The organism is Streptomyces sp. NPDC060366, assembly GCF_042725135.1.
Taxonomy (GTDB): domain Bacteria; phylum Actinomycetota; class Actinomycetes; order Streptomycetales; family Streptomycetaceae; genus Streptomyces.
The window spans coordinates 204312-217175 of sequence record NZ_JBHXDC010000002.1; the positions used below are offsets into that span (position 1 = coordinate 204312).

A 12864-nucleotide genomic window follows, 5' to 3' on the forward strand; every position below is an offset into this window, starting at 1 on the left:
GGTGGGGGGGTGGGGGGGGGGGGGGCGCCTGGGGGGGTGGGGCCCCCCCGGGGGGGTTCTGCCGGGGGCCCCGGCCGTGTCCCACCCGGGGGTGGCGCGGGGCTGCCGGGGCCCCCACGACTTCTCTGGCGATCTTGTCCGCGTCCACCAGCACCGCGCCGTACGAGACCAGCAGTCGGGATACTTCACTCTTTCCGGCACCGATCCCGCCGGTCAGGCCCACTTTCAGCATGCCTGGCAGCTTAGGCCGTGGACCTGCGTCTTACGAGACGTCGTCCCTACGGGACACACCGACGCCGCAATCCGCAGGTCCCATGCCCGACGCCCTACGCGTCGCCCTCCCGCTCGGCGAGGAACTTCTCGAACTCGCGCCCGATCTCGTCCGCCGACGGAAGCTCCGCCGGCTCGGCCACCAGATTGCCCCTGCTCTCGGCGCCGGCCACCGCGTCGAACTGATGCTCGAGGCCCTGCACCATCGTCACCAGCTCCTCGTCCCCCTCGCCGAGCTGGCGCTCGATCTCGGTCTGCGTGCGCTGCGCCTCCGTACGGAGGGCGTGCGCGACGCCCGGCAGGACGAGTCCCGTCGCCGCGGTGATCGCCTCCAGCGCGGTCAGCGCCGCGTCCGGGTAGGAGGACCGCGCCACGTAGTGCGGGACGTGCGCGGCCACGCCGAGCACGTCGTGCCCGGCCTCCATCAGCCGGTACTCCACCAGCGCCTCGGCGCTGCCGGGGACCTGCGCCTCGTCGAAGGGGCTGCGATGGCCCGGCATCAGGTCCGTGCGGTTGCCGTGCGGTGTGATGCCGACGGGGCGCGTGTGCGGGACGCCCATCGGGATGCCGTGGAAGTTGACGGCCAGCCGTACGCCGAGGCGCTCGACGACCTGCCCCACGGCCGCCGCGAAGCGCTCCCACTCGACGTCGGGCTCGGGGCCTGACAGCAGCAGGAACGGCGCGCCCGTGGCGTCCTGGACGAGCCGCACCTCCAGCGTCGGCGTCTCGTAGCTCGACCAGCGGTCGCGCTTGAACGTCAGCAACGGGCGGCGGGCCCGGTAGTCGACCAGCCTGTCGTGGTCGAAGCGCGCCACCACCTGGTTCGGCAGCGACTCCAGCAGGTTCTCGACGATCTGGTCGCCGGTCTCCCCCGCGTCGATGTAGCCCTCGAAGTGGTAGAGCATGACGAGACCCGCGGACTCCTGGGCGAGCGCCATGTCGACGACTGCCAGGCCCTTGGGCTCCCACTCGTACAAATCCTGCGGATCAAGCACGATTACCGGTCCTCCTCGTGTTCCTCAGGAAGAACGCGCCTCCGGGCGTGAGCATTCCCCACCGGCGCGCTCGGCATCCGGCCGGGCGCACGGTCGGTGAAGAACCCGCGCCGGTGGTACGAGAGCAAGACGCCGACCACGTACGGTACTTGGCGCCTCGGACACCACAGATGCCTCGGCCGCCGCCGGTCCTCAGGCCCCGCCCCAGCCCTGAGGGCACGCGTAAGGCCCGCCCCCCGAAGGGAACGGGCCTCACGTCGAACTGTCTACCGGCTACTACGGGGTCGGAGCGTCAGCTCTGGCCACCGGCCAGCTTCTCGCGCAGGGCGGCCAGGGCCTCGTCCGACGCCAGGGCGCCGGAGTTGTCCTGGGACTCCGAGGAGTACGAACCGCCGCCGCCACCGCCACCGCTGCCACCCGAGGCTGCGGGAGCAGCGCCCGCCGGGGCGGCAGCGCCCTCGGCAGCCGCGGCCTCGTCGGCCTCGCGGGACTTGATGACCTGAGCCTGGTGCTGCTCGAAGCGGGTCTGCGCCTCGGCGTACTGGGTCTCCCACACCTCGCGCTGAGCCTCGAAGCCCTCGAGCCAGTCGTTGGTCTCGGGGTCGAAGCCCTCGGGGTAGATGTAGTTGCCCTGGTCGTCGTACGAGGCAGCCATGCCGTACAGCGTCGGGTCGAACTCGACCGAGGCCGGGTCGCCACCGAACGCCTCGTTGGCCTGCTTCAGCGAGAGGCTGATGCGACGGCGCTCGAGGTCGATGTCGATGACCTTGACGAAGATCTCGTCGTTGACCTGGACGACCTGCTCCGGGATCTCCACGTGGCGCTCGGCCAGCTCGGAGATGTGGACCAGACCCTCGATGCCCTCGTCGACGCGGACGAACGCGCCGAACGGAACGAGCTTGGTGACCTTGCCGGGAACGACCTGGCCGATCTGGTGCGTCCGGGCGAACTGCTGCCACGGGTCTTCCTGCGTCGCCTTGAGCGACAGGGAGACACGCTCGCGGTCCATGTCCACGTCGAGAACCTCGACGGTGACTTCCTGGCCGACCTCGACAACCTCGGAGGGGTGGTCGATGTGCTTCCAGGAGAGCTCGGAGACGTGCACGAGACCGTCGACACCGCCGAGGTCCACGAACGCACCGAAGTTGACGATCGAGGAAACGACGCCGGAGCGGACCTGGCCCTTCTGCAGGGTCGTGAGGAAGGTCTGGCGAACCTCGCTCTGGGTCTGCTCGAGCCAGGCGCGGCGGGACAGGACCACGTTGTTGCGGTTCTTGTCCAGCTCGATGATCTTGGCCTCGAGCTCCTTGCCCACGTAGGGCTGGAGGTCGCGGACGCGGCGCATCTCGACGAGAGAGGCCGGCAGGAAGCCACGGAGGCCGATGTCGAGGATGAGTCCACCCTTGACGACCTCGATGACGGTGCCGGTGACGATGCCGTCTTCTTCCTTGATCTTCTCGATCGTGCCCCAGGCGCGCTCGTACTGCGCACGCTTCTTGGACAGGATGAGCCGGCCTTCCTTGTCCTCCTTCTGGAGGACGAGGGCCTCGATCTCATCGCCCACGGCGACGACCTCATTGGGGTCGACGTCGTGCTTGATCGAAAGCTCGCGGGACGGGATGACGCCTTCGGTCTTGTAACCGATGTCGAGCAGGACCTCGTCCCGGTCGACCTTCACGATGACGCCGTCGACGATGTCGCCGTCGTTGAAGTACTTGATCGTCTCGTCGATCGCGGCGAGGAATGCTTCCTCGTTACCGATGTCGTTGACCGCAACCTGCGGGGTGGTGGCGGTGGTCTCGGTGCTGCTCGTCATGTGGGTAAAGGCTCCGGTACGGACATTGAGTCGTAGGTACTGCCACGCCGAGAGCCCGTATCGCCATCTGCCGGAAACCGGACAGCCAAGGAAGCGCCATTCCCGAGAGGAAGGCGCCTCGACAGCCGAGGGGACCCACAACAGATGCGAGCGCGGCCTGCTACGTCTGAGGCGCGCAAGCCCGCAGCGCAACCTTTAGCATACGGGGGCAGCCGGACAGGGTCAATGCGCGAAGGCGCACACCCGGGGCGGAACGCCCCATACCCGGCACAACAAGCGTTTCATGAGGCCACGACGGCCGCGCCGCAGCCCAGTGCCGCTACCGGCCGGCTACGGGACGGCACAGTTCGTGACACCTCTCCGCACACTACGACGACGGACACGATGAGCCAAGAGCAGACAGTGCAGCAGGAGCCGGAAGCCACCCGCCGCGACAGCGACAGCGACGAGAGCAGCCGCGCCAACCGGGGCTGGTGGAACCGGAACGCGGACGACTACCAGATCGAGCACGGCACCTTCCTCGGCGACGACCGGTTCGTCTGGGGACCGGAGGGCCTGGACGAGGTGGAGGCGGAGCTGCTGGGGCCGCCCGAGTCCCTCAAGGACCTCGACGTCCTGGAGATCGGGGCGGGCGCGGCGCAGTGTTCGCGCTGGCTGACGAGGCAGGGCGCGCGCCCGGTGGCGCTCGACCTCTCCCACCGGCAGCTCCAGCACGCGCTGCGCATCGGCGACGACGTGCCTCTTGTGGAGGCGGACGCCGGGGCGCTGCCGTTCCGGGACGGCTCCTTCGACCTGGCGTGTTCCGCGTACGGCGCGATTCCCTTCGTCGCCGATCCGGTGCGGGTCTTCCGCGAGGTACGGCGGGTGCTGCGGCCCGGCGGGCGCTGGGTCTTCTCGGTCACGCACCCGATCCGCTGGGCGTTCCCGGACGAGCCGGGGCCCGAGGGCCTGTCGGTGGCCTCGTCGTACTTCGACCGGACGCCGTACGTGGAGCAGGACGAGCAGGGGCGCGCGGTGTACGTGGAGCACCACCGGACGGTGGGTGACCGGGTGCGGGACGTGGTGGCGGGCGGTTTCCGGCTGGTCGACCTGGTGGAGCCGCAGTGGCCGGCCTGGAACACCCAGGAGTGGGGCGGCTGGTCGCCGTTGCGCGGGAATCTGATCCCGGGGTCGGCGATCTTCGTCTGCGTACGAGACTGAGGGTGTGATCCGCGACGACGTCCTCGGCAGTCTGCCCGTCCGTACCGCCCTGCCCGCGCTGGAGGCGGCCCTCGACGGGCCGGGGTGCGCCGTGCTGTGCGCGCCGCCCGGCACGGGCAAGACGACGCTGGTACCGCTGGTGCTGGCAGGGCTCGTACGGCCCGGCGGGGGCGCGCGGGGGCCACGGCGGCGGGTGATCGTCGCCGAGCCGCGCCGGATCGCCGCACGCGCGGCGGCCCGGCGCATGGCGTGGCTGCTGGGCGAGCGCGTCGGCGAGAGCGTCGGCTTCACGGTGCGCGGGGAGCGGGTGGTGGGGCGCGACACGGTGGTGGAGGTGGTGACCACCGGGGTGCTGCTCCAGCGGCTCCAGCGCGACCAGGAGCTCGGCGGCGTCGACGTCGTGATCATCGACGAGTGCCATGAACGGCATCTGGACGCGGACACGGTGGCGGCGTTCCTGCTGGACGTACGGGCCACGCTCCGTCCCGAACTGCGGCTGGTGGCCGCCTCCGCGACGACCGACGCCGAGGGGTGGGCGCGGCTGCTGGGGGACGCGCCCGTGGTAGAGGCACGCGGGGTGACGCATCCTTTGGAGGTCGTGTGGTCACCGCCGCCGCGGCCGGTGCGTCCCCCGCACGGGATGCGGGTCGATCCGGCGCTGCTGACGCATGTGGCCTCGGTGGTACGCGGGGCGCTGGCCGAGCGCGCGGGCGACGTGCTGGTGTTCCTGCCGGGCGTCGGCGAGATCGGCCGGGTGGCGGGGCAGTTGGGCGGCCGGGACGAACTCGGCGCCGAGGTCCTTCAGGTGCACGGGCGGGCGCCGGCGGAGGTGCAGGACGCGGTGCTCGCGGGGTCGGGGGACGGCAACCGCCGTGTCGTACTGGCGACTTCGGTGGCCGAGTCGAGCCTGACCGTGCCGGGCGTGCGGGTGGTGGTCGACTCGGGGCTGGCGCGTGAGCCGCGTACGGACCACGCGCGGGGGCTGAGCGCGCTCACCACGGTGCGCGCCTCGCAGGCGGCGGCACGGCAGCGCGCGGGACGGGCGGGGCGTGAGGCGCCGGGCGCGGTGTACCGGTGCTGGGACCAGGCGCAGGACGCGCGGCTCGCGCGGTTCCCCGCACCGGAGATCAAGGTCGCCGATCTGGCGGCGTTCGCCTTGCAGGCGGCGTGCTGGGGCGACCCGGACGCCTCGGGCCTCGCGCTGCTCGACGCGCCGCCGCCTGGGGCGCTGGCCGCCGCGCGCGCGGTGCTGACCGCGATCGGCGCGGTGGACGCGGAGGGCCGGGTGACCGACCGTGGCGTCCGGATGTCCCGCCTGGGCCTGCACCCCCGTCTGGCCCGCGCCCTGCTCGACGGCGCGCAGGAGGTGGGCGCACGCCGGGCGGCGGAGGTGGTGGCACTGCTGAGCGAGGAACCGCCGAGGGCGTACGGGGACGACCTGGCGTCCGCCTGGCGCACGGCGAAACGCGGCGGCGACGGCTACGCGGCACGCTGGCGCCAGGAGTCCCGAAGGCTGGCTTCGGCCCTGCCGAGGGGCCCGGCCGGCGAGGCCGACGGGACCGGCCGGCACGAACCCACACCCCGGGGCGGTGAGGATGCGCGCCGTAACGCACGGGGCGGCGGAGTCGTACAAGTCGGGAACGACGGTGGCGCCGGCGGAGTCGGCGCCGTCAGCGGTGCCGACCGGGCCGGGACCGGAAGGGATGGGCGGCCACCCGGCGTTGGCGGTGGAGACCGTGGGGAGCGGGCCGGGCTGGCCGATGACAGTGTCGTCGGGGTCGTGGCCGCGTTCGCGTTTCCCGAGCGGGTGGCGCGGGCGCGGGGCGCCGGGGCGTTCCTCATGGTGTCCGGGACCGGCGCGGAGTTGGGCGACGGGTCCGCGCTGCGCAGTGCGCCGTGGCTGGCCGTCGCCGTCGCGGACCGGCCCGCGACGGCCGCGTCGGCGCGGGTGCGGCTGGCCGCCGTCATCGACGAGGACACGGCCCGCACGGCCGCCGCGCATCTGCTCGTCTCCGGCGAAGAGGTGCGCTGGGAGGACGGTGACGTCGTCGCCAGGGGCGTGACGCGGCTCGGCGCGGTCGAACTGTCCGCGCGGCCGCTGCGCAAGCCCGACCCGGCACTGGTGCGGGCGGCGCTGCTGGACGGTCTGCGCCGCGAGGGCCCCGGCGCGCTGCTGCGCTGGACGCGGGACTCGGAGGCTCTGCGGGATCGACTGGGCTTTCTGCACCGGGCGTTGGGCGCCCCGTGGCCGGACGTCTCGGACGCCGCGCTGCTCGACGGCGCGGACGACTGGCTGGAGCCCGAGCTGTCGAAGGCCCGGCGCCGCGCGGATCTGGCCCGGATCGAGGCGGGCCAGGCACTGCGGCGTCTGCTGCCGTGGTCCTCGGGCCAGGCGGGGCGGCTGGACGAGCTGGCGCCCGAGCGCATCCTGGTGCCGAGCGGGTCGCGCGTACGTGTCGACTACGGCGGGGAGCAGCCCGTACTGGCGGTGAAACTCCAGGAGTTGTTCGGCCTCACGGCGACGCCGACGGTCGCGGGGGTGCCGGTGCTGGTCCATCTGCTCTCCCCCGCCGGGCGCCCCGCGGCGGTCACGGCGGATCTGGCGTCCTTCTGGCGGGACGGCTACCGCGCGGTGCGCGCGGAGTTGCGCGGGCGCTATCCGCGGCACCCGTGGCCGGAGGACCCCACGCGGGCGGTGGCGACGCGGAGGCTGAACAACCGGCGTTGAGGGCACGAGCAAGTGCCGCCCTCTCCACCGTGGTGGAGAGGGCGGCACTTGCCCGGCGATCCGCCGGACAGGGCCTAGGCCGGGGCCGCCACCTTCAGTTCGATGGTGACCTTCGCTCCGCCCGCAGTCTCGATCTGGAGCAGGAACGTGCCTGTCGTGTCGTCCGCGAAGATCTTCGGGAGTACGAGCACGCCCTGGTCGTTCGTCTTCAGACCCGTCAGGGAGCGCAGCGGCCCGCCGTCCGCGTCCTTGAAGTGCGGGCCCTTGTCGGCCGGCGACGCGTCGTCGGCGGACTTGATCAAGGTGGCCTTGACCGCCACACCGCGGGCGATCTCGCCCTTGTTGGTGGCCTTGACCTCCACGGCGTCGGCGAACTCCGTGCCCGGCGCCGCCGTCAGTTCCTTGTCGCCGGTCCTGACGACCGCGTCCGCCTGGCGCTCGGTGACCGTCGCCGTGAAGTCGACGGCCGGGACCGTACGGTTCACGACACTCGCCCGCACCGTGAACTCGCCGGTCTTCTCGCCCGCCTGGAGCGCGGGCGCCGTGGCGGTGCCGTCGGTGCCGCTCGTGACGACCGCCTTCTTACCGCCGCCGGCGAACTTCGTGTCCGTGTCGCCGACGATCAGGAACTGGACCGCCACCTTGCCGACGACCTTGCCCTTGGCGTCCTCGCCGCGTACGGCGACGCGCTCCGCGAACGCTCCGCCGGCCGTGGCGGAGAGCTTGCCGGTGCCGGCGTTCTCCAGCCGCTGGACGGTCGGCGCCGGAGTGGTGGGCGGCGTCGTCGGGGGCTTCGGAGGGTCGGAGGGCTTCGGGGGCTTGGGCGAAGGCGAGCCGCCCGGCTTCGGCGGGTTCGGGGTCGGCGAGGGGCTCGTGGAGTTGCCGGGGTTCGGGCTGGGCGAGCTGCTGGGGCCGCCCGGGTTCAGCGGGCCGGGGCCCGAGGGCAGCACGCCCGTGCCGTCCGGCACCTCGTGGCTGCCGCGCTTGTAGTACTCCAGCCAGGACAGGACCGTCGCCAGGTACTCCCGCGAGCGGTTGTAACTGAGGATCGCCTGGTCGAGATTGGCCTTCACCGACAGGTCGCGATTATTGGCGCAAAGATAGCGACCGGCGGCCAGCGCGGCGTCGAAGATGTTGTTCGGGTCCTTGCGGCCGTCGTTGTTGGCGTCCTGACCCCAGGTCGCCCAGGTGGACGGGATGAACTGCATCGGGCCCACGGCACGGTCGTGCGTCTTGTCGCCGTCGTACTCGCCGTTGTCGGTGTCGGAGATGTTGGCGAAGCCGACACCGTTCAGCACCGGGCCGAGGATCGGCGAGAAGGTGGTGCCGTTGTCGTCGACCCGGCCGCCGCGCGCCTGGCCCGACTCGACCTTGCCGATCGCGGCGAGGAGCTGCCACGGGAGGTTGCAGCCGGGGTTGCTGCTCGCGATGGTCTGTTCGGCCTGCTTGTACGCGGCCAGCACCGACGCCGGTATACCCGCTTCCGCTTCGCCCGAGCCCGGCAGATCGATCGAAGTGCCCGGCTTGTCCGGGGTGTTCAGCGGCGGGAGGTCCGTGTGGTACGACGAGTCACCGGAGGCCGAGCCCTCGTCCGGCACGCTCGATCCGGACGCCTGCTTTCCGCTGTCACCACCGCCGGGAACGATCGCGGGGGCCTGTGAGGCGGAGAGTGCGGCGACCGCGAGCGCGGCGACCGCTGTGGTGGTCGCCCCTCTACGGAGCCGACGGCCGAATTGCGCTGCCATACGTCTGGTCCCTCCCGGTGAACGGCTGTTCGCGCTCCCCAGCGCGAGGACTCAGGCGACCCTACGGCAACTACCTGTGTACGCACACGGGTCCGTGACCGCTTTTCACCGGTTCGCCACCTCCCGGCTTCCCTGGGCGGAGCCGTAGGCAGAACCGATGGCCGAGAACCGACGTCCTTCATGACGTCGTCCATACTGACTGCCTGTTCCGGCCGACCCCTTCCGCCTTCTGCTGACTCCGTGCCAGGTGGCGTGGCCCCTGCCCGATCGAACGACCACACGCCCCAGGGAGACTGCCATGCCGTTCACGCTGAGCCATGCCGCGGCGGTGCTGCCGGGCATCCGGAGGGACGGCACGTCTCGCGGGGTCCTGCTCGCCTCCGCGCTCGTCGCCGGCTCGATGGCACCCGACATGACGTACTTCGCCGCGACCGCCGTGCCGGCAGCGATGGAGTTCGGCGACGTGACTCACGGCCCGCTGGGTCTGTTCACCGTCGACGTCGTCATCGCGGCGGCCCTGGTGGGCCTCTGGCTGATGCTGCGTGAGCCGTTGCTCGCGCTGCTGCCTGCCGCCTGGCAGGGGCGGGCGCACACCTTCGTACGAGGACCGGACCGGCGCGAGGGCCAGCCGGCGGCGCTCGCCGCGCGCTTCTACGTCTCCGCGGTGCTCGGCGCATCGACCCATGTGCTGTGGGACGCGTTCACGCACTTCGACCGGTGGGGGACCCGGATGGTGCCCGCGCTGCGGGACGAGGTCGCGGGCTTTCCCATGTACACGTACACGCAGTACGGCAGTTCGGCCGTGGCCCTGGTGGCGCTCGGCTGGTTCACGGTCACCGCGCTGCGCCGGCTGCCCCGCACTCCCGCGCCGGCGTCGGTGCCCGTGCTTGCGCCGCGTGAGCGCGCGCTGGCCCACGCACTGCTCGCGGTGTGCGTACTGCTGGGCATGGCGCACCGGTTCACCCGGTGGTACGCCTACCACGGGCAGGTGTCGACTCCGTTGGACGTCATCCCGACCCTCTGCTTCGGCGCGGGGGCGGGGCTCGCGGTGGGACTGGTGCTGTACGGCGCGGGCATGCGGCTGCGTGGTGCCCGTACGGCGACGGGTCCCACCGCGAGCCCCGGACGCGCCTCAAGTGCCGTACGGGCCTCGAACACGGCCCCTCCGGCACTTGAGGAGACGACACGCGGCCCGTCCGGCGACTGAGGCCGGTGCACGGGCCGGGTCGGGGCACGGGTGCCCCGACCGCCGTCAGTGCGCGGCCGAGTCCCAGTCCGGGCCCACACCCACCGAGATGTCCAGCGGCGCCCGCAGCTCGGTCGCCGCGGCCATCTCGCGGATCACCAGCTCCTCCACCCGCTCCCGCTCGCCGGGGGCGATCTCCAGCACGATTTCGTCGTGGACCTGAAGGAGCATGCGCGACGTCAGCCCCGCCTCGGTCAGCGCCTTGTCGACGCGGAGCATCGCGACCTTGACGATGTCGGCGGCGGTGCCCTGGATCGGGGCGTTGAGCGCCATCCGCTCGGCCATCTCGCGACGCTGGCGGTTGTCGCTGTTGAGGTCCGGGAGGTAGCGGCGGCGGCCGAGCATCGTCTCCGTGTAGCCCGTGGCCCTGGCCTCCTCGACCGCCCGCTGGAGATAGTCCCGTACGCCGCCGAAGCGCTCGAAGAACGTGTCCATCAGGCCGCGCGCCTCGGCCGCCTCGATGTTCAGCTGCTGGGAGAGGCCGAACGCCGAGAGCCCGTACGCCAGTCCGTACGACATCGCCTTGATCTTGCGGCGCATGTCGGCGGTGACCGCCGCGCGCTCCACGCCGAACACCTGGGAGGCGACGGTGGTGTGCAGGTCCTCGCCGGAGGTGAACGCCTCGATCAGACCCGCGTCCTCCGACAGATGAGCCATGACCCTCAGCTCGATCTGGCTGTAGTCGGCGGTCATCAGCGACTCGTAGCCCTCGCCGACGACGAAACCGCGGCGGATCGCGCGGCCCTCGTCGGTGCGCACCGGCACGTTCTGCAGATTGGGGTCGGTGGACGAGAGCCGGCCGGTGGCCGCCACCGTCTGGCTGAAGGTGGTGTGGATGCGGCCGTCGGCCGCGATCATCTTGATCAGGCCCTCGACGGTGACACGGAGCCTGGCCTGCTCACGGTGGCGCAGCATCACGACCGGCAGTTCGTGCTCGGTCTGCGCGGCGAGCCAGGCGAGCGCGTCGGCGTCCGTCGTGTAACCGGTCTTGGTCTTCTTCGTCTTGGGCAGACCCAGCTCGCCGAAGAGGACTTCCTGGAGCTGCTTGGGCGAGCCGAGGTTGAACTCGTGCCCGACCGCGGCGTGCGCCTCCTTCACCGCCTGCTGGACGGCGGCGGCGAACTGCTCCTCCAGGGAGACCAGATGGGGCCGGTCGGCCCAGATGCCGTTGCGCTCCAGCTTGGCGAGCAGCGCGGAGGTGGGCAGCTCGATGTCCTGGAGCAGTCCGGTGGCCCCGACCTCCTCCAGCCGCCCGGTGAACGCCTCGCCGAGGTCGAGGACGGCGCGCGCCTGGGTCATCAGCGCGTCCGCCTCGGCCTGGTCGTCGCTGCCGAAGGCGAGCTGTCCGTCGGCGGCGGCGGCCGGGGCGAGTTCACGTCCGAGGTATTCGACGGCGAGGGCGTCGAGCGCGAACGAACGGCGGCCGGGCTTGACCAGATACGCGGCGAGCGCGGTGTCCATGGTCACGCCGCCGACCTGCCAGCCGTGCTCCGGGGCGACCCGCATGGCGCTCTTCGCGTTGTGCAGGACCTTCGGACGGTCCGCCGCCGCGAGCCAGGTACCGAAGGCCTTCTCGTCGGCCTCGTCGAGCTGTGTGGTGTCGAACCAGGCGGCGGCGCCGTCGGCGGCGGCCAGCGCGACCTCGCCGATGCTGCCCGTGCCGAGCGCCCAGGTGTCGACCAGGGCGACGCCCAGCGGCTCGTCGCCGTGCTCGGCCAGCCAGGGCGCGAGCTCGCCGGAGGCGAGGACCTTGCCGTCGAGTTCGATGCCCGCCGCGGGAGCCGGGGCCTCGTCCTCGACGGCGCCGGGGTCCACGGCGAGCAGCCGCTCGCGCAGGCTCGGGTTGCGGATCTCCAGCACTTCGAGCACTCCGGTGACGGCCGTCCGGTCGTACGGGGAGCGCTCCAGGTCCTGCGGGGTCTTCGTCAGCTCGACGGTGCGCACCAGCTCGGTGAGATGACGGTTGAGCCTGACCGAGTCCAGGTGCTCGCGCAGACTCTCGCCGACCTTGCCCTTGACCTCGTCGGCACGCTCCACCAGATCGGCGAGGGAACCGAACTGATTGATCCACTTCGCGGCGGTCTTCTCGCCGACCTTGGGGATGCTGGGGAGATTGTCCGACGGGTCGCCGCGCAGGGCGGCGAAGTCCGGATACTGCGCCGGGGTCAGCCCGTACTTCTCGTGGACCTTCGCCGGGGTGAAGCGGGTCAGCTCGGAGACGCCCTTGGTGGGATAAAGCACCGTGGTGTGCTCGGTGATGAGCTGGAAGGAGTCCCGGTCGCCGGTGACGATGAGGACCTCGAAGCCGGCTTCCTCGGCCTGCGTGGCGAGGGTGGCGATGACGTCGTCCGCCTCGAAGCCCTCGATCGCGAACCGGTGCGCGTGCATCGCGTCCAGCAGCTCGCCGATCAGCTCGACCTGGCCCTTGAACTCGTCGGGCGTCTTGGAGCGGTTCGCCTTGTACTCGGGGAACTCCTCCGAGCGCCATGTCTTGCGCGAGACGTCGAAGGCCACCGCGAAGTGCGTGGGCGCCTCGTCACGCAGGGTGTTCGCCAGCATCGACGCGAAGCCGTAGACGGCGTTGGTCGGCTGGCCGGAGCTGGTGGTGAAATTCTCCGCGGGCAGCGCGAAGAACGCCCGGTACGCCATGGAGTGCCCGTCCATGAGGAGCAGGCGAGGACGGTTGTCTGCGGTCTTCTTCGATGCTGTCTCAGCCACGTACCCGATCCTGCCACGCCCCACTGACAATCCCGACCGGCGCACTCCGCCGCGACGGGCTGTCGGCGGTGCGTGACAGGATCGAGGGACAGGACAGCAACAGGACGCGCGGGACGAGTCCCGACGTACGAACTTGGGAGAGCGTG

7 protein-coding genes and 1 pseudogene are annotated in these 12864 nt (G+C 71.7%); 3 read left to right on the forward strand and 5 right to left on the reverse strand.

The annotated features are described in order from the left end of the window. Positions 1 to 118 precede the first annotated feature (118 nt). The 3 genes and pseudogenes from ACFWHU_RS05680 to rpsA form a co-directional block, all read right to left on the reverse strand. Positions 119 to 232: pseudogene (locus tag ACFWHU_RS05680) on the reverse strand (dephospho-CoA kinase); the annotation flags it as partial. A 94-nt stretch (positions 233 to 326) separates the two neighbouring features. Continuing rightward, entirely contained in the window at positions 327 to 1265 is a 939-nt protein-coding gene (locus ACFWHU_RS05685; protein ID WP_385794849.1) for a PAC2 family protein, read from the reverse strand. Between the two features lie 292 nt (positions 1266 to 1557). Further along, positions 1558 to 3081 carry a 30S ribosomal protein S1 gene (gene rpsA, locus ACFWHU_RS05690; protein ID WP_023542473.1) on the reverse strand — a complete coding sequence of 508 codons (1524 nt, stop codon included), beginning with the start codon at positions 3079 to 3081 and terminating at the stop codon, positions 1558 to 1560. A gap of 384 nt (positions 3082 to 3465) precedes the next feature. On the opposite strand from rpsA, the gene ACFWHU_RS05695 reads away from it, so the two are divergent. Together ACFWHU_RS05695 and ACFWHU_RS05700 are read left to right on the forward strand one after the other, a co-directional pair. Then, on the forward strand, positions 3466 to 4281 hold the full coding sequence (locus ACFWHU_RS05695) for a class I SAM-dependent methyltransferase (protein ID WP_387224087.1): 816 nt from the start codon (positions 3466 to 3468) through the stop codon (positions 4279 to 4281). A gap of 4 nt (positions 4282 to 4285) precedes the next feature. Continuing rightward, positions 4286 to 7009, forward strand: coding sequence for an ATP-dependent RNA helicase (locus tag ACFWHU_RS05700; RefSeq protein ID WP_387224088.1), 2724 nt, complete (start codon positions 4286 to 4288; stop codon positions 7007 to 7009). 74 nt (positions 7010 to 7083) lie between these two features. Here the strand turns inward: ACFWHU_RS05700 and ACFWHU_RS05705 are convergent, their stop codons facing one another. Next, positions 7084 to 8754: a lytic transglycosylase domain-containing protein gene (locus tag ACFWHU_RS05705; RefSeq protein WP_387224089.1), complete on the reverse strand. Its 1671-nt coding sequence runs from the start codon at positions 8752 to 8754 to the stop codon at positions 7084 to 7086. A 298-nt stretch (positions 8755 to 9052) separates the two neighbouring features. Between ACFWHU_RS05705 and ACFWHU_RS05710 the strand changes: the two genes are divergently transcribed. Further along, a complete protein-coding gene (locus tag ACFWHU_RS05710; protein ID WP_387224090.1) occupies positions 9053 to 9961 on the forward strand; it encodes a DUF4184 family protein in 909 nt (302 codons plus the stop codon). Positions 9962 to 10006: 45 nt separating this feature from the next. On the opposite strand, the gene polA is transcribed toward ACFWHU_RS05710, so the two are convergent. After that, a complete protein-coding gene (gene polA / locus ACFWHU_RS05715) occupies positions 10007 to 12718 on the reverse strand; it encodes a DNA polymerase I (RefSeq protein ID WP_385794862.1) in 2712 nt (903 codons plus the stop codon). Positions 12719 to 12864: the final 146 nt, after the last annotated feature.